This is a genomic window from Rhizobium sp. USDA 3886 (genome assembly GCF_056279785.1).
In genome coordinates this window covers 193028-210450 of record NZ_JBWCDC010000003.1, presented here as the reverse complement: position 1 = coordinate 210450, position 17423 = coordinate 193028, and the positions used below count along the sequence as shown (strand labels likewise).

Here is a 17423-nt window from a genome sequence, read left to right as displayed (position 1 = left end):
ACTCCTCGTTCGTGAATCATCGAATCCACTTCTGTCCTTAAGTCTTCAGCGTTTCGGCGTCGAAGCCAAGGCCACTGACTATAGCGGTCAGGCGACCTCCGCCATCATCAGGTCCGATCGCCAACTTCGGACACAGAGGTGCCGCCAAGAACTTCGCGCGTCGTTCTTAGGCAGCCCATTGCTGCTTGAGCAATCCCGCAAGGCGTCTCGCCTTTTCCAAACACGCCGGCTGCTGGTCACCAAAGCGTTCTGCGTTAATTTCCATGATCAGCGACGTGTCCGGAAGGAACGTAAGCGTGCTGAAGATGTCCTCCCAAGGAATGTCGCCCCAGCCGATCGGCAAGTGCAGATCGCCGATACCGAGCGCGGTTGCCTCGGCCGGATGATAGAAACGCGTCATGGAATAGGGCAAGCCAAAGCTGTCATGCACGTGCAGGTGACCGGTCACCGGCGCCATTGCGCGCAGTTCTTCGAGGAAATCGAGATTGCGATAGGTGGATTCGATATAGGCATGCGAGAAGTCGATCAGCGCGACGACGTGGTCCGAGCCGATCGCCTTGACGGTTGCAGCCACTTCGCTCGGCGTCTGGCGGTATTGGCCGCTTTCAGTGGTAAAAATGTTTTCAAGCGCGATGCGTACGCCATAGCCCTTCGCGACGTCGCCCATCTCAGCCAGCGCCTCGCGCTCCATTCGGTCGAGATCGGCGCCATTTTCGCCACTGGCAAGCTGTCCGGCGCCCGAATGATGGACGAGTATGCCCGCGCCCAGCCGGTCGCACAGTTCCAGCATCGCCCGCACGACCTTCTTTTGGAGGTGCAGATGCTCGCGATCCATGAAGTTGGAGAGGATCTGGCCATGCAGCGATAATTTTTTGAAAGTGTACTGGCGAACGATATCGGCGAGGCGACGCGTTCTGTCCTCGATGATGCGCCCGCCGCTAATGATTTCCTCAGCGTAGATGCCGATCTCGCAGGCATCGGCCCCTGTTTCGGCGATTTCCCGTAGCGAAGCGTCAAGCACACTCAAGTCGCCCTTGCCGGTCCGGTTGCAAAAGCCGACGGCGGAAATGATGTTGTTCATGCGGGTTTCTCCTGGAGGGAATTCAGAAAATCAGTGAACAATCGCCAGCTGCGAAACGCCGGCCACTTGTTGCTGGAAGCTCGAACTGATCTCGATGTCTATCCGGCGACCGCTATCGCGGTCGAAGACATGCAGTTGGGACGGCGGCAATTCCAAACCTACTCGATCGCCGGGACGCACGCTCATGTGCTCGCCGATGACAGCTGCAAAAGGTACGCCATCGATCTCAGCATGGACGACGCGGCCAGAGCCGAGTTCCTCGATGAAATCTATCGTCGCCGGCACGCCGCGGCCGTCCGGCGAAACGGCGCATTGCTCCGGCCGAATGCCGATCGTGACATCTCTGCCGCGCAAGCTGGCCGCCAGGACAGGGTCGATGGGCACCTGCGCGCCGCCGAAACGCACCGAGGCCGTCTCGACCTCGACGCGCGTATTGAAGAGGTTCATCGCGGGGGAGCCGATGAAGGATGCGACAAATGTGCTTGCTGGCCGATGATAGATGTCGAGCGGCTGACCGACCTGCTCGACATGCCCCTTGGCCATGACTACCAGCTTGTCGGCAAGCGTCATCGCCTCGATCTGATCATGGGTGACGAAGATGGACGTTGCCGCAAGCCGCTGGTGCAGCTTGCGGATTTCCGCCCGCATGGTCACCCGCAGCTTCGCGTCGAGGTTCGACAGCGGCTCGTCGAACAGAAACACCTGCGGCTCACGGATGATGGCGCGCGCCATCGCGACGCGCTGACGCTGGCCGCCGGACAATGCTGCTGGTTTGCGCGCAAGATATTCGGAAAGCCCGACGATCTTCGCCGTCTCCTCGATGCGCGTTTCGCGCTCTGACTTTGACACACCGGCAACCTTCAGCGCGTAGCCGATATTTTGGGCAACCGTCATATGCGGATAGAGCGCATAGTTCTGGAACACCATGGCGCAGCCGCGCTCGCGCGGCTCGAGGCGGTTGACGACGCGACCGCTGATTGCGATTTCGCCGGCGCTAATTTCCTCAAGTCCGGCGATCATGCGCAGAAGCGTGGACTTGCCGCAGCCGGAGGGGCCAAGAATGACGACAAATTCGCCTGAGGCAAAAGAGAGGTCGATGCCATGCAGCGTCTGGGTCTTGCCGTAGGACTTGCGCACGGCGCGGATATCGATGTCAGCCATGTTTGAACCTCGTTTCTTTAAATCGCCGGATCACTTTTCGGTTGCGACCAGGCCACGGACGAACCAGCGTTGCAGCACCGCAACGACGATGAGCGGCGGCGCCATGATGATGAGCGACCCTGCAAGCGTGACATTCCAGTCGGGCAGGCCGTTTTCCGAAGGGAGCAGCGCGCTCAGCGACATCATTGTCGTCTTATAGGCCGGGTCCGTGATCATCAGCAGCGGCCATAGATACTGGTTCCAGCCGTAAACGAACATGATGGTGGTGAGCGCCAGCATGTTGGTGCGCGAAAGGGGTACCAGCATGTCGACGAAAAAGCGCACGGGCCCGGAACCGTCCATGCGGGCGGCTTCGGCAAGTTCGTCCGGCAGCGTCATGAAGAATTGCCGGTAGAGAAATGTGCCTGTTGCGGTGGCAATCAGCGGCAGGGTGAGACCCGCGTAGGAATTAAGCAGGTTCCATTCGACCGAGACCTCAATGCCTGTCAGGGCCGAAATCAGCAATCGAAACGGCTGGAAAAGGTCGGCAGCCACGGCATAGGTCGGGACCACGCGAACTTCGAGCGGCAGCATCAGCGTGATGAACACGATCCAGAAGAAGAAGTGCTTGAGCGGCGTGCGAAAGAACACGATGGCAAAGGCTGTGCAGGCCGAAAGGGCCACTTTGCCGACGGTGACGAGGCAGGCCATGATCAGGCTGTTGATCATGGCCGAGCCGAGATTGGCGCGCGACCAGGCAGCAGAGGCATTTTCAAGGAAGCGGTCCTGCGGCAGGAAGTGGAACGGCACGCTGTTGATCTGTTGCAGCGTTTGACTGGCACCGGCCAGAATGACGAGGAACGGGCCGATCAACAGGATGAAGCCGAAAACCATCAACACGTAGGTCAGTGCATCGGCGATCGGGGTGCGCTGGATCATGATGGGCTCACTTGTAGTGCACGCGCTTCTCGATGAAGCGAAACTGGATGAATGTGAAGACCATGATCAGGCCGATCAGGACGATGCTCTGCGCCGAGGCGCCAGAGTAATTGAGCCCCTTGAAAGCCTCATCGACGATGCGAAACACCATGACCTCCGTTCCGTGATTGGGTCCGCCACTTGTCGTGCTGTGCACGATGCCGAAGGTGTCCGAACCGACGAACCCCTCCGTCATCATGATGACGAGCAGAAAGAACAGTGTCGGCGCCAGCAGCGGAACCTGGATATCGATCGCACGTCGGATCGGTCCGGCGCCGTCCATGGCAGCGGCTTCCGTCAGAGAGCGTGGCACGGATTGCAGGCCGGCCAACAGGAAGATGAAGGTGTAACCGGCCCATTTCCAGGCAAAGATGACGATGACGAGGATGAGCGCGTGGCTGCCGTATTTTGCCGGGTTCCAGAAATCGGGGAAAGCGGCGTTGACCGAGGCCATCAGCCCGCGTTCGGGCGAAAGAATGAACCGGAAGGCCATGCCGGCGGCCGGTCCGGCGATTGCGTAGGGAAGGATATAGAGGAAACGGAATAGTCCCGAACCGGGGAGCCGCCGATCCACTGCAATTGCCAAAACGAGACCGACCAGGATGGTGAAGCAAGTCCCGCAAAGCGCGAAAACGAGGCTGACGGCGACAGAATTCCAATAGAAGGGATCGGAAAACACCTCGTCGAAATTCGTCAGCCCGACAAATTCCGCTGCCCCGCCAAAGGGGGGTTCCAGCGTGAAAGCCCACTTCATCACCGCGAGTGCCGGCCAATAGAAGAAAAGAAGGATCAGAAGAATCTGCGGCAGGGCGAAAAGGATTGGCAGCCACCAGCTCTTGAAAACGGCCCGCTTTTCCATGGATCAATCAAACCAATATATTTCGGGGACGAGAGCCTGCCTGCACCCGGCTGGCAGGCTCTTACTGCTTGCGAAACTCAGTTCAGCTTCTGGCCGGCATAGGTTTTTTCGAAGCGGCGCAGCACGGCGTTGCCCCGCTCGGCGGCTTGGTCGAGTTCAGCCTGCACGTCGGCGTTCTGCATGAAAATCGCTTCCAGCGCCGTAGAGGCCTCCTTGCGGATCTGGGTGAAACCACCGAGGCGGATGCCGCGCGTGTTCTCCGAGGTCGGTGTGTAGGTCAGGCTGGCGATTGCGAGCTCGCGGCCCTTGTAGGGAGCCTTGTCGTAGAAACCGTTTGCCTTCATGCCCTCAAAGCCGGTCTTGGTGACTGGGATGTAGCCAGTAACCGTCGACCACCATTGGGCCATTTCCGGCGTGGCGAGGAAGTTCAGGAAAGCGGCCGCGCCCTTGTATTCGGCTTCCGGACGACCGGCCATGACCCATAGCGAGGCACCGCCGACCAGCGAGTTCTGCCGCTGCGTGCCTTTCCAGACCGGTAGCATGGCGACTTCCCACTTGACGCCTTCCGGCAGCGTCTTGCCGATCGTACCGTGGTCAGCGATCGAGGTCTGGATCATCTGGCACGTCTGCGAGGTGAACGCGGGGACGATGTCCATGCCGAGCTGCTTCGTTTTGACGACGAACAGCTTCTCGTCGGCCATTTTCTTGAAGAACGCCACATGGTCGACGAACTTGGTCTTGTTGAAGACGAGTTCGGCGTCCAGACCCTGGTAGCCGTTGCCCTTGGTTGCGAGCGGCTGATTGTGGATGGCGGAAAATTGCTCCATCATCTGCCATGTATCGAAGTTAAAGCCGAGCGGGCATTCGAAACCCGCCGCCTTCAGCTTGCGGGCGGCTTCCTCGACCTGTTCCCAGGTTTCGGGCTTGAAGTCGATGCCGGATTTCTGGAAGGCGTCGACATTGTAATAGAACATGGCGGTCGAAGAGTTGAACGGGAAGGAGTTTAATTCCCCTGCAGCCGTCGCGTAGTAATTGGCGATGCCGCTGAAATAGTTGGTCCAGTCGATCGCATAACCGTTGTCGGCCATCAGTTTCTTGGCCGGCACGAAGGCTCCGGAAAGCATCATATCGAGCGTGCCTGCATCGTAGATCTGGGTGATCGCCGGCTGCTTCTTGGCGCGATAGGCGGCAATCGTGTTCTGAAGCGTCGTGTCGTAGCCGTTCTGCGAGGTGCAGATGATTTCGTAGTCCGCCTGCATGTCGTTGAACTTTTTGCAGGCGTCCTGTACGCGCTCGCCGAGATCGCCAGACAGGCCGTACCAGAATTCGAACTTGGTCTTCTCGGCATAGGCCGGACCAGCACCAAATGCGGTGGCGGCCAGGAGAGACGCCAGAGCTGATTGAAGAACAGTGAGTCTCATCGCAAGTGCTCCTTGGAAGTGTAACGATGACCCGCTGGCCCTTGGATTGCCACGGCTCGTTCGCTGCTTCAGCTAGCAGCCCAATGTGACAGTCAGCGCTAATTTCCGTGAAACTTGGATGACGAACTTCGCAATTCCGTTTGTCTTGTTCGGTGTCGAGGCCACAAGCCATTGCAATGCCTTGATCGCAACCAACCAGCTTCTTAATTCCTGTTGACAGGATTGTTATCGATAACATACCATAGCTTGCAGGTTCACTGAGCTTTGGGAGGAGCGCCGATGACTAGCGAAAAGCTGCTGGAGTTTCGCTCCATCACCAAGGAGTTCGGCGGCACCCGGGCATTGTCTCAGGTATCCCTGAATCTGCACCCAGGGGAGATCCTCGCGCTTCTCGGAGAAAACGGCGCAGGCAAATCGACGCTCATCAAGACCTTGGCCGGCATCTATAAGCCGGACGGCGGCGATATTCAGTTCCGTGGTGAGCCTTATGTCCATCGGCCACCAAAGCCAAACGAACGTCAGCCGGTTGCCTTTATCCACCAGGACCTTGGCTTGATTGAATGGATGACGGTCGGCGAAAATGTCGGATTGGCGCAGGGTTTCTCCATGCGTTCGCGCCTGATCGACTGGAGGCGGACGGAGGAGCGGGCCCGGGAGGCGTTGAACCTCGTCGGCTGCGATTTTGAGCCGTCGACGCGTGTCCAGGACCTCACCCGCACCGAAAAATCGCTCGTGGCGATCGCCCGCGCGCTCGCCGTAGAAGCGGACGTGCTTGTTCTCGACGAGCCGACCGCCAGCCTTCCGGCCGATGAGGTGGAACGCCTCTTCAACGCCATCCGTCCGCTGAAAGCGCGAGGGGTCGCGATGATCTACGTGTCGCATCGGCTCGATGAGATTTTCCGCATCGCCGATCGGGTCGCGGTCTTGCGCGACGGTCGCCTAGTCGGCCAGAAGCCGGTGGCACAGACGACGCCGGACGAATTGATTGAAATGATCGTCGGCCGAAAGGCGGACCAAATCTTCGCCAAAGCAGCTGGCAACCCGGGCGAGACGATCGTCAGTGTTCGGGACCTTGCCTGCCGCAGCGCCGGACCCGTTTCCTTCGACATCCGAAAAGGAGAGCTGCTTGGGTTGGTTGGCTTGCGCGGCGCCGGTCAAGAACTGATCGGGCGGGCACTCTTTGGCTGCGAAGCTTTTTCCGGCGCAGTAAATATCGGTGGGGCGGTACCGGACCTATCGAGCCCGGTCGCGGCAATGAAGTCCGGCATAGGGCTGATCGCGCGCGACCGCACCGAAGAATCCATCGCCATGTCGCTGTCGCTTCGAGAAAACACCTTCATCAATCCTGGAGCCTCCGGACGCAGGCCCTTCTCCTTCCTCTCGCCGTTTAAGGAAGCTTCCCTGGCGCGCGCGATCGGGGAGAGTGTCGGGTTGCGGCCGAATGACCAGAGCCTGCCGATCGAAGCGCTGTCGGGGGGCAACCAGCAGAAAGTGGTGGTTGGCCGCTGGCTTGCAACCGACCGCAAGCTTCTGATCGCCGAGGATCCGACCGCAGGTGTCGATGTCGGTGCCAAGGCCGACATCTATCGGTTGATCGCCCGTGCGCTGGAGGCAGGTCTCGCGGTCGTCGTCGTGTCGACGGATTTCGAGGAAATTGCACATATCTGCCATCGTGCCCTGGTGTTTTCACGCGGACGGATCGTGCGTGAATTGCAAGGTGCGGATTTAACCACATCGGCGGTGATCGCTGCCGCGTCGGCTTCAGAGGCCGCTTGAGTTCCGGGAGAAAGATAATGCAGTCGATCGAATCCACCGCCCTTGAGCCGACCCGAGCCGAGCTGGCAGGCCTCAGCTTCATGCAGAAACTGCTGCGGTTCCTGCCGGTTTACGGGCTGGTCATCCTTACTTTGCTGCTTATCGTGCTGTTTTCGCTTCTCCTGCCGCAGACCTTTCCGACGGTCCTCAATCTTCGCTCGATCGTTTCCGACAAGGCGATCATCGCCCTCCTGTCGCTGGCAGCAATGATTCCGATGGCTGCGGGCCGCATCGATCTCACCGTTGGCTACGGCATCGTGCTCTGGCACATTCTTGCGATCAGCCTGCAGACCGTGTTCGGCGTGCCGTGGCCGATTGCAGTTGCCATCGTGCTTGCGCTCGGCGCGGTCACCGGCTTCCTCAACGGTCTTCTGGTGGAGGTCGCGCGCATCGACTCGTTCATCGCAACGCTCGGCACCGGTACGGTTCTCTATGCGCTAGCACTTTGGCACACCGGCGGACGCCAGGTCGTCGGAGTCTTGCCGGAGGGCTTTTATTCACTGAACGGCACGATGGTGTTCGGCCTGCCCATCACCGGCTTTTATGTGCTGCTGCTTGCCCTCGTGCTCTGGCTCGTTCTCGAATATCTGCCGATTGGCCGCTACGTCTATGCGATCGGTGCCAATCCGAAAGCGGCGGCGCTGAACGGCATTCCGGTCCGCCGTTTTGTCATCGGCGCTTTTGTCTCGTCGGGCACGCTTGCCGCGCTTGCAGGCGTCCTGCTCGCCTCGAAGCTGCGTATCGGCCAGGCCAGTGTTGGCCTCGAATACCTGCTGCCGGCGCTCGTCGGCGCCTTTCTCGGCTCCACCACCATCAAGCCTGGACGGGTCAATGTCTGGGGCACCATGACCGGTGTCATCATTCTTGCGGTCGGCATTTCCGGCATCCAGCAAATCGGTGGCTCGTTCTTCGTTGAACCACTCTTCAACGGCATCACCCTGCTCGTGGCCATCGGCATCGCCGGTTACGCGCAGAGGAAGCGGGGTGCTGTCGGAAAAGCCGCGGTCCCAGGTCCAGTGTCTGGAAAGCCATCGAAAAACTGATCGCGCCCGGCGCACACAATCTTCAAAGGGAGGAAGAACCATGAAACGCAGAACGCTTATCCAGAGTTCCGTCGCCGTATTGGCCTTGATACTTGCGGGACCGGCACTGGCGGATGCCATGTCCGACGCCAAGGCCGTGGTCGACAAATATGCGACCCGCGTCACCACCTGGGACGGTCCGAAGACAGGACCTAAGGCACAAGAAGACAAGACGATCGTCGTACTCGCCGGCGATCTGAAGAACGGCGGCATCTTGGGTGTTACCACCGGCGTCGAGGAAGCCGCAGCCGCCATGGGTTGGCAGGTCAAGGTTCTCGACGGTGCGGGCTCGATCGGCGGCCGCACAGCAGCATTCGGCCAGGCCATGGCCCTGAAGCCCGCCGGGATTATCATCAACGGCTTCGATGCCGTCGAGCAGGCGCCAGCTCTTGAGCAGGCGAAGGCTGCAGGAATTCCGCTGGTTGCCTGGCATGCAGGCCCGGTGATCGGTCCTGACGAAAAAACCGGCCTTTTCGCCAACGTCAGCACCGACGCCATGGAGGTTTCCAAGTCGGCTGCAGATTGGGCCTATGCCGATGCGAAAGGCAAGCCGGGCGTCGTGATTTTCACCGATTCGACCTATGCGATCGCCATCGCCAAGGCCGACAGGATGAAAGAGGAGATTGAGAAACTCGGCGGCAAGGTTCTTGAATATGTCGACACGCCCATTGCCGAAACCTCCCAGCGCATGCCGCAGCTGACGACATCGTTGCTGCAGAAATACGGCGACCAGTGGACCCATTCGCTCGCCATCAACGATCTTTATTTCGACTTCATGGGCCCGTCACTGGCAGCCGCCGGCAAGGGCGGCACAGACGCGCCGATCAACGTCGCGGCCGGTGATGGCTCGGAATCGGCCTACCAGCGCATCCGCGCCGGGCAGTTCCAGAAGGTTACGGTCGCCGAGCCGCTCAACCTGCAGGGCTGGCAGCTCGTCGACGAGCTGAACCGCGCCTTCGCCGGCGAACAATGGTCGGGCTATCTTTCCCCGCTCCATGTCGTCACCGCCGACAATGTCGAATTCGACGGCGGCCCCAAGAACGCGTTCGATCCGGAAAACGGCTACCGCGACGAGTATAAAAAGCTCTGGGGCAAGATGTAACGGCCTCCCTCCCGGAAACTGGGCACCGCGAATGGTGCCATTTTTTTAGCACGTTGTGTCGCAAGCGATATTGAAAGAAGCGATGGGCACGCGATCGATCATGGTTTCGTCGTGGTGTTGCCCTGGATGAGCTGTATCTCAGCCCGCCACGACCTGTTCAGATGCACGTCTGCAAGTATATTCAAGAGGGCCTGAGCCGCTGCTTTTCCGATCGCGGCCCTCGGCACATCAATGGTTGTAAGCCTGGTTCGCACCGTGTTGGGTATGGACGTGCCATTAAATCCCACCACCGACATCTGCTCCGGGACCGCTATTCCCGCTTCGTGCAGATAGGAGAGGCCACCGAGCGCCATCGCGTCATTCAGGAAGTGAATCGCCTGGATCTCGGGATGGTTGCGGATCAGTTGCTGCGTCAGGGCGCGTCCTGTTTCGGCTTGTCTCGGCCGGTTTTCACAAACCATGCTGATCACGTCGATATCGGCGCTCGCAAGCGATGACCGCAAGGCAAGGTAGCGCCAGCGGCCGCAGAGATCCTTCTCCAATTCGGCTCCGACATAGGCAATGCGTCTAAGGCTGCGCTCGAGGAAATGCGCAGCAACGAGGCGCCCCGCCTCGGCGTGCGAAGGGCCAGCGCTGAAATCGAGATCTTCATTGTCGCAATCCCACAATTGAATCGCCGGGCAGTTGCGTCTTTCCAGCAATTTATCGGAGGCGGCGCTTCGCGCCATGCCGCCGTTCAGCAAGAGCCCTGCCGGACGGAACGACAGCATCTCCCGGATGAGGTCTGCTTCGATGCCGGGATCGAAATGGGATTCCCCAATGAATGTATGAAGCCCTCTTGGCCGGAGGATGGCGTTTACCCCGCTCAGCACTTCGGAAAAAACGATGTCGCTGATCGATGGGATGATCACCGCTACCATCCGGCTCTTGCGCGAACTCAATGATCCCGCAAGGTTGTTCGGCAGATAGCCAAGCTCGTCTGCGGCACGCCTCACCCTCTGCCGCGTCTCCTCGGAAATGTTGCCGACGCCTCGCATTACCTTTGAGACCGTCATGCTGCTTACGCCCGCCTTTGCTGCCACATCAAGCAGCGTGACGATCCTCGCCCTGTCGTGTGCCATTTGCCCCATCCCGTGCCGTGAAAAGAAAACTAGCTTGACATGCCATTTGTTATCGATAACATTAAGGAAGTTAACGATAACCTTTGCATTGTTGGGATGCAATGCCTGGTGCAAGGGGAATCGGGGGAGGCGAGCGATGGGGCGGTTCTGTCGCTTCGCATGCGGCAGCAAAGAGCCCAGTCAAATCAGGTGGAGGAAGTCATGAAAGTTTTCAATTCTATGCGCGCGGTTGTAACGGCAGTCGCAATCGGCATCACGGCCCTGGCCATGACCGCCGAAGCCAGGGCGGTCACGCTCAATGACATTATATCACGCGGCACGGTTCGGATCGGCGTCCTGACCGGTGCGCCGCCCATGGGCATGGTGGACGAAAAGGGTAATCCTACCGGCTACGACGTTGACGTCGCCAACTTGATTGCCGGATATCTCTCGCTGCCTGTTGAACTCGTGCCATTGACGCCGCCGGCCCGCATTCCGGCACTCCAGACCGGCAAGGTCGATTTCCTCGTTGCGACACTGGCCCCGACGGGTGAACGGGCAAAAACCGTCATGTTTACCCAGCCCTACAGCGCCTTCAACATGGACATCATATCTGGTCCCGACCAGAAGTTTGCGAGCCTTGCCGATCTTCAGGGCAAGCGCGTTGCGGTCAATCGGGGTTCGTCACAGGAAACCGCGCTCCGCAAGGCGGCCGTCCCGGACATGGAAATCGTGGTTTTCGAGGACGACTCCACCAGTGCGCAGGCGCTGATTGCCGGTCAAGCGGATGCGGTTGCACTGCCGTCGACTGTGGGTGAAGCGATCATCAAGCAGCGTCCTGACGCTGGCCTGCAGGTCGGCTTCACCTTCTTCCAGCAAGGCAATTCGATGGCGACGAAGCTGGAGGACCTCGAACTGCGTCAGTGGCTGAATACGTCGATCTATCTGATGAAGATCTCCGGCGATCTCGACAAGATCGCGACGAAATGGACAGGCCGTCCGATGCCGACCCTTCCGTCCTTCTGATTGAGCTTGCACACGAGCCTGCCGGTGACATCGGCCGGCAGGCCGCGAAATTTCGACGGAGCTCACCTATGTCCTATACATTTCAATTCGGCGTACTGGCGCAGTATCAGGGCGAAATCCTGAGCGGCATCTGGCTGACGATCAAGTTGTCGGTCCTTTCGATCATTCTCGGCTCAGTGGCTGGTGTCATGCTTGCATCTCTGCGCTCCATAAAGGGCGGCGCGGTGCGCTATCTTGTCGATGCCTATGTCGAGGTGATCCGCAATACGCCGTTTCTGGTCCAGCTCTTTATTGTCTATTTCGGCCTGCCTGGACTTGGTATTCGCGTGGGCGCCGATACGGCGGCGCTGATCGGCATGACCATCAATCTTGCCGCATATTCGACGGAAATCATCCGCGCCGGCATCGAGGCCGTGCATAAATCTCAGATTGAAGCAGGCGAGGCGCTCGGTTTCACGCGCTTCCAGATCTATCGCCACGTCATCCTGGTGCCGGCGGTCGCCAAGGTTTATCCGGCACTGTGCAGCCAGTTCGTGTTGATGATGCTGGCCTCCAGCATCTGCTCGGCAATTTCGACCCATGAACTTGCCGCCTCGGCCGCGTTCGTCGAATCGCAAACCTACCGGTCTTTCGAAGTCTATATTGTCGTCACGCTGATTTATCTCGCGCTGGCACTGGCGCTGCGCGCAGGCTTGGCGCTCCTCGGCATGCGGCTTTTCGGCCGGCGGGTTGCCCGCCGTACGATGACGGCCCTGCCGGAGGTGCCGGCATGACGCTGAGAACATTCGGTTTCAATGAATTCGGTTTTCTGCTGCAAGCGCTGCAATGGACCATTCTCCTGACGGTCATCGCGCTGATCGGCGGAGGTCTGCTCGGCTTTGCCGTAGCGCTTGCCCGAACCTCGCCCGTCAAGGCCATGCGCTTTGCCGCAGGTTCCTATATCCAGGTCATCCAGGGCATTCCGGTGCTGATGATCCTGTTTTTGTCCTATTATGGCCTCAGCCTTGCCGGGCTTGAATTGCCGCCGCTCTTTGCCGCGGGCGCATCGATGACGATTTACGCGTCAGGTTATCTCGCGGAAATCTGGCGCGGCTGCATTCAGGCGGTGCCGAAGCAACAATGGGAAGCGTCGCAATCGCTCGCCATGACCCGGCTGCAACAATACCGCTACATCATCCTGCCGCAGGCGATCCGCGTCTCGCTGCCGCCAACCGTCGGCTTTGCGGTGCAGGTGGTCAAGAATACTTCGATCACCTCGATCATTGGCTTCGTCGAACTGGCCCGAGCAGGTCAGCTTGTCAACAACACGACGTTCCAGCCCTTCCGCGTCTTCATCGCGGTGGCCGGTCTCTATTTCGTCGTCTGCTATCCATTGTCCCAGCTGTCGCGTTGGCTGGAGAGGAGGTTTCATGCCGGAAGTAATCGTTGAAAATGTTCACAAGAGCTTCGGTGCGCTCGAAGTTCTCAAGGGGGTATCGCTGAGCGTCGGGCGCGGGGAGGTCTTCGCTCTGATCGGCCGGTCCGGTTCTGGTAAGAGCACACTGCTACGCTGCATGAACGGCCTGGAAAAGATCAATTCCGGCCGCATCGAGATCGCCGGCCATGCGCTCGGAGGAGACGCAAAGGCGCTGCGAAGCCTGCGCACCGATGTCGGCATCGTCTTCCAAAGCTACAACCTCTTTCCGCATTTGACGGTAGGCGAGAACATCATGCTGGCGCCCCGCATTGTCAAAGACGTTGCGAAAGCGGAGACACGGGAGATAGCTCGCGAGGTCCTTCAACTCGTAGGCCTATCGGAAAAATTCGATGCCTATCCGGACCAGCTTTCTGGCGGCCAGCAGCAGCGGGTGGCGATTGCCCGTTCACTTGCGATGCGGCCGAAGGTGATGCTCTTCGACGAAGTCACCTCTGCGCTCGATCCGGAACTGACCGAGGAAGTGCTGGTGGTCATGGAAAAACTGGCCCGCGACGGCATGACCATGATACTCGTCACGCATGAGATGGGTTTTGCGCGGCGGGTGGCTACGCAGACGATCTTCATGCACAAGGGCACGATCTGGGAGCAGGGGGCATCCAAGGAGTTGTTCGCTAATCCACGGACGCCGGAGTTGCGGCAGTTTGTGAAATCGGACGTCAAGTAGTCCTGACACAGCGGGCCTGGAGGAAATCTGCTTCCGGCCCGCAGGTCCATCAGCGGCTTGTTTGGCGCAGGATCAAATCCGGCCGGATCGTTATCAGTCCCGCGCTGTCCGCAAGCGCCCCGTCCAAGACGTCGAGAATGAGCCGCGCCGTTTTCGCTCCGATTTCAGCTGCGAAGGCGTTGATCGTTGTCAGACTGGGGACGCAAATTGCACCGATCTCATAGTCGCCGAAGCCGCCGATGGCGATCTGGTCCGGCACCGCAATGCCGCGCCTTTGACATTCGGTAAGGGCGCCGAAGGCGGAAAGATCAGAGACGCAGATCACCGCTTCGGTATCTGGAAAATGCTCCAGCAACCGGCCCATCGCGTTCGCGCCCTCGCGCATTGAAATCGGTGGCGGCCCGGCGGCAATCAGCCGCGTCGCGTCCAGCCCGTGATCCTCCATAGCAGTGATGAAGCCGGCCCGCCGATCACTGCCGCGCGTGTCGCGGTCAGCATCGCCACCGATGAAGGAGATCTTTCGATAGCCAACAGTGACAAAATGATCGATCATCTTGCGTACAGCCAGGGCATTGGAAAAGCCAACCACGTGTCCAATCGGTTCTTCCGGAAGATCCCAGGTTTCAATGACAGGGATGCCGGCATTCGACAGCAGTTTGCGGGCTCGGGGCGTATGCTTGCCGCCCGTCACCACGATTGCTTCCGGCTTGCGCCGCAAGAGCTGCTCGATCAGCCGCTCCTCTTCACGAACGTCGTAGTTCGTGTAGCCGAGGAGGACCTGCAAACCCTTATCCGACAAACCGTCCGACAGCGCCCGCACCGTATCAGCGAAATTGGCATTGTTGATCGATGGGATCGTGACTGCCACGAAGTCGGTGCGCTGTGATCGCAGATTGGAAGCCGTACTGTCGAAGACGTAACCAAGTTCCTCGGTTGCGCGCAGCACAGCCTCGCGCGTCTCCTGGCTGACGGAGGTGTCGCGCTTGAAAGCGCGCGACACCGTCATCGGCGACACGCCTGCCATACGGGCGACATCCGCCATGGTTGGTGGCTTACGAATATTGGGCATTTGCATCCATGTTATCGTTACCAGACCACTACAACCATGTTTGCGCCTAATTGCAAGCAGGTTGTGATTTCTGTGATGCTTGCCTCAAAGCGGGAACTCGTTTGCCTGAGTGACGTGATGATGGATTCGCCCGTCGAAATAGCGCGCCAACACCTCTTCCGTTGCTGCCTTGGCCGCCGAACGGGCTGGACTTGCAAGCGCGGCTTCGACGGTTGCGAGATCGGGATAGTTGATCGCAAGGATCATGGGGATTTCCGGAGCTCCTTCATCACGGGCATCCGCGAATGTCACTCGGACATCAAGCGCGCCGGGAAAGGCCTTCCATTTCGGCAGGATGTCGTTGAGAACGGCGGCCCGAAACGCCTCAGTTTGACCGTTCTTCACTTTTCCTTCGAAGAGGGCGTAGCGTGTTATCATTGTACGATATCCTTGTTGGGTCCCTTGAAAAATTCCATCAGGGCGGCCTGGTCCTCACCGCCGAGACCGGCGGCAGTCAGCATGCGATGAACTTCGGCGCAGAGCGCCGTCAGCGGCATGGCGGTATTGGTGCGGCGGGCGAGATCCTGCGCCCCATTCAAATCCTTGACCATGTTGTCGATCCGGCCGGTGCGACGGTAATCTTTGGCGACAAAGCGCGGCATGTATTCCTGCAGAATTGCGCTGTCGGCCCGGCCGCCCTTCAGCGCCTGTGGGATCTTCGCCGCATCCACGCCGGCGTCGAGCGCCAATTGCGTCGCTTCCGCCACGGCCAGAAAATTGAGCCCGCAGAGAACCTGGTTGATCAGTTTCGTGGTCTGGCCAGCGCCGGACGGCCCCATATGTGTGTAGTTCGAGGCGACGTGCCGCAGCACCTCATGTGCATCGGCGACATCCTCGGCCTTGCCGCCGGCCATAAGCGTGAGCTGTCCGATCAGCGCCTTGGGCGCGCCTCCCGACAAGGGACTGTCGACCCAGCGCAGGCCCTTTTCCGCCGCGTCGGACGCCAGGGACTTCGTCGCCTCAGGGTCGATCGAGGACATGTCTATGATGAGAGTTCCGGGCCTGGCGCCGCCAGCAACGCCGCCCTCGCCAAAGACGGCGAGCCGCACGATTTTTGCCGAGTTGAGGCTGAGAATGACATAGTCCGAACCGGCCGCTGCTTGCGCCGCACTTGCCGCCGGCGTAGCGCCTCTGTCGACCAGCTCGCGCATCTTGGCTGCGTCCAGATCAAAGACCGTTAAGTGGTTCCCGGCTTCTACAAGCCGTGTTCCGATGGCGCCGCCCATCGCGCCCGCGCCGATCAATGCAACCTTGTTCGTCATGTTTCCATTCCTTTTAATTGCGTGACGACTGCCTCGACGATCGCGCCGAGCGGCCGGTCGATATCCACACTGAATGCATTCTCGTCCGCGTCCGGTGGCTCCAGCGCCGCGAACTGGCTTGCCAGCAGGCCGGCCGGCATGAAATGGCCTGTTCGGGCATTCATTCGCGCCCTGATGACCTCGGGCGACCCGGCGAGATGAACGAAGGTAATCACCTCTCCCGCGGTTTGCGCAATATGAGCGCGGTAGGCCCGCTTAAGCGCTGAACAGCCAATGATTTGTCGCCCTTCGGCTCTGGCCAGTGTCTGACCCACAAGTGTCAGCCACGGCCAGCGGTCCTCGTCGTCCAAGGCCACGCCGCGTCGCATCTTGTCGATATTGGATGGCGGGTGAAGGTCGTCGCCATCCAAATATGCCGCCCCCAATCGGTCGGCGAGCGCGGCGCCGACCGAAGACTTGCCGCATCCCGCAACGCCCATCAGCACCATTCGCTGCGGAACCTCAGAGAGAGGCCGTAATGCCACCGTCAACATAAAGCACATGTCCATTCACAAATGAGGATGCATTGGAGGCGAGGAACACGCAGGCGCCGACCAATTCGTCCACCTTGCCCCAGCGGCCCGCCGGCGTGCGTTTTTCCAGCCAGGCGGAAAAGGTGGAATCAGCGACCAGGGCGGCGTTCAATGGGGTATCGAAATAGCCAGGCGCAATGGCATTGCATTGCAGCCCGTATTTGGCCCAGTCGGTCGCCATTCCCTTGGTCAGATTGCCGACGGCGCCCTTGGTCGCCGTGTAGGGCGCAATGCCGGGACGAGCCAGTGCCGTCTGCACGCTGGCGATATTGATGATCTTACCCGCTCCGCGTTTGATCATGTGTCGCGCGACCGCCTGGCCGACGTTGAAAACAGTGGAGACATTGGTTCGCATAAGCTGCTCGAATGCGTCCGCCGGAAAATCCTCGAGCGGCGTGCGGTGCTGCATTCCCGCATTGTTCACGAGGATGTCGATCGCGCCGATTGTTGCTTCGAAGCTGTCTACTGCTGCGCGCACTGCCCCATGATCCGTCGCGTCGAATGCCAATTGATGCGTACCGTCACCAAGGCCTTTCGCGGCTTCCGCAAGTTTTCCGGTGTCGCGGCCGTTGAGCACGATCTCGGCACCGGCATTCGCAAGGCCGCGCGCAAGAGCAAGGCCGATCCCCTGCGACGATCCCGTGACGAGGGCTCGGCGGCCCGTCAAATCAAACAAGTCCTGCCCCATGGTTCCCCCTTATTTTTGTCTCGACATTCCTCATGCCTGTCTTTATGT

Annotated in this window: 18 protein-coding genes; 7 read left to right on the top strand and 11 right to left on the bottom strand. The window is 59.6% G+C overall.

The genetic code is table 11. The features are described from left to right. Window positions 1-166: 166 nt before the first annotated feature. From ACZ9BX_RS23800 to ACZ9BX_RS23780, 5 genes are all read right to left on the bottom strand, one after another. Complete coding sequence (locus tag ACZ9BX_RS23800) at window positions 167-1081, bottom strand: sugar phosphate isomerase/epimerase family protein (RefSeq protein WP_476220510.1); 915 nt, start codon at window positions 1079-1081, stop codon at window positions 167-169. A gap of 30 nt (window positions 1082-1111) precedes the next feature. Further along, a complete protein-coding gene (locus ACZ9BX_RS23795) occupies window positions 1112-2242 on the bottom strand; it encodes a sn-glycerol-3-phosphate import ATP-binding protein UgpC (RefSeq protein ID WP_476220508.1) in 1131 nt (376 codons plus the stop codon). 30 nt (window positions 2243-2272) lie between these two features. Further along, a complete protein-coding gene (locus ACZ9BX_RS23790; protein WP_027513073.1) occupies window positions 2273-3160 on the bottom strand; it encodes an ABC transporter permease subunit in 888 nt (295 codons plus the stop codon). A gap of 7 nt (window positions 3161-3167) precedes the next feature. Then, entirely contained in the window at window positions 3168-4058 is an 891-nt protein-coding gene (locus ACZ9BX_RS23785) for a carbohydrate ABC transporter permease (protein WP_476220507.1), read from the bottom strand. A 77-nt stretch (window positions 4059-4135) separates the two neighbouring features. Next, a complete protein-coding gene (locus tag ACZ9BX_RS23780; protein WP_476220506.1) occupies window positions 4136-5479 on the bottom strand; it encodes an extracellular solute-binding protein in 1344 nt (447 codons plus the stop codon). A gap of 279 nt (window positions 5480-5758) precedes the next feature. Between ACZ9BX_RS23780 and ACZ9BX_RS23775 the strand changes: the two genes are divergently transcribed. Genes ACZ9BX_RS23775 through ACZ9BX_RS23765 form a run of 3 tightly spaced genes read left to right on the top strand, consistent with a single transcriptional unit; the run spans window position 5759 to window position 9478 of the window. Next, a complete protein-coding gene (locus ACZ9BX_RS23775) occupies window positions 5759-7255 on the top strand; it encodes a sugar ABC transporter ATP-binding protein (RefSeq protein WP_476220504.1) in 1497 nt (498 codons plus the stop codon). A 17-nt stretch (window positions 7256-7272) separates the two neighbouring features. Further along, entirely contained in the window at window positions 7273-8337 is a 1065-nt protein-coding gene (locus ACZ9BX_RS23770) for an ABC transporter permease (protein ID WP_476220503.1), read from the top strand. Between the two features lie 40 nt (window positions 8338-8377). Continuing rightward, window positions 8378-9478: an ABC transporter substrate-binding protein gene (locus ACZ9BX_RS23765; protein ID WP_476220502.1), complete on the top strand. Its 1101-nt coding sequence runs from the start codon at window positions 8378-8380 to the stop codon at window positions 9476-9478. Between the two features lie 98 nt (window positions 9479-9576). Here the strand turns inward: ACZ9BX_RS23765 and ACZ9BX_RS23760 are convergent, their stop codons facing one another. Next, the gene (locus tag ACZ9BX_RS23760) at window positions 9577-10599 is read right to left on the bottom strand and encodes a LacI family DNA-binding transcriptional regulator (RefSeq protein WP_476220501.1); all 1023 of its coding nucleotides are present in this window, start codon (window positions 10597-10599) and stop codon (window positions 9577-9579) included. A gap of 201 nt (window positions 10600-10800) precedes the next feature. Here ACZ9BX_RS23760 and ACZ9BX_RS23755 point away from each other — a divergent pair, with 201 nt between their 5' ends. From ACZ9BX_RS23755 to ACZ9BX_RS23740, 4 genes are all read left to right on the top strand, one after another. Further along, window positions 10801-11604 carry a transporter substrate-binding domain-containing protein gene (locus ACZ9BX_RS23755; RefSeq protein ID WP_476220500.1) on the top strand — a complete coding sequence of 268 codons (804 nt, stop codon included), beginning with the start codon at window positions 10801-10803 and terminating at the stop codon, window positions 11602-11604. A 68-nt stretch (window positions 11605-11672) separates the two neighbouring features. Continuing rightward, a complete protein-coding gene (locus ACZ9BX_RS23750) occupies window positions 11673-12377 on the top strand; it encodes an amino acid ABC transporter permease (protein WP_027513081.1) in 705 nt (234 codons plus the stop codon). Then, complete coding sequence (locus tag ACZ9BX_RS23745) at window positions 12374-13033, top strand: amino acid ABC transporter permease (protein WP_027513082.1); 660 nt, start codon at window positions 12374-12376, stop codon at window positions 13031-13033. Before ACZ9BX_RS23750 ends, ACZ9BX_RS23745 begins: the two co-directional genes overlap by 4 nt. Beyond that, window positions 13014-13745, top strand: coding sequence for an amino acid ABC transporter ATP-binding protein (locus ACZ9BX_RS23740; RefSeq protein WP_476220497.1), 732 nt, complete (start codon window positions 13014-13016; stop codon window positions 13743-13745). The genes ACZ9BX_RS23745 and ACZ9BX_RS23740 overlap by 20 nt, the downstream gene beginning before the upstream one ends. Window positions 13746-13794: 49 nt before the next feature. Here ACZ9BX_RS23740 and ACZ9BX_RS23735 read toward each other — a convergent pair whose 3' ends face one another. From ACZ9BX_RS23735 to ACZ9BX_RS23715, 5 genes are all read right to left on the bottom strand, one after another. Further along, window positions 13795-14814 carry a LacI family DNA-binding transcriptional regulator gene (locus ACZ9BX_RS23735; protein WP_476220495.1) on the bottom strand — a complete coding sequence of 340 codons (1020 nt, stop codon included), beginning with the start codon at window positions 14812-14814 and terminating at the stop codon, window positions 13795-13797. A gap of 84 nt (window positions 14815-14898) precedes the next feature. Further along, entirely contained in the window at window positions 14899-15231 is a 333-nt protein-coding gene (locus ACZ9BX_RS23730; RefSeq protein WP_027513084.1) for a hypothetical protein, read from the bottom strand. Further along, on the bottom strand, window positions 15228-16115 hold the full coding sequence (locus tag ACZ9BX_RS23725; RefSeq protein WP_476220492.1) for an NAD(P)-dependent oxidoreductase: 888 nt from the start codon (window positions 16113-16115) through the stop codon (window positions 15228-15230). The genes ACZ9BX_RS23730 and ACZ9BX_RS23725 overlap by 4 nt, the downstream gene beginning before the upstream one ends. Next, window positions 16112-16603 (bottom strand): gluconokinase, encoded by a 492-nt coding sequence (locus ACZ9BX_RS23720; protein WP_476220490.1) that lies wholly within the window; start codon window positions 16601-16603, stop codon window positions 16112-16114. Before ACZ9BX_RS23720 ends, ACZ9BX_RS23725 begins: the two co-directional genes overlap by 4 nt. Window positions 16604-16616: 13 nt before the next feature. Continuing rightward, window positions 16617-17375: an SDR family oxidoreductase gene (locus ACZ9BX_RS23715; RefSeq protein ID WP_476220488.1), complete on the bottom strand. Its 759-nt coding sequence runs from the start codon at window positions 17373-17375 to the stop codon at window positions 16617-16619. Window positions 17376-17423 lie beyond the last annotated feature (48 nt).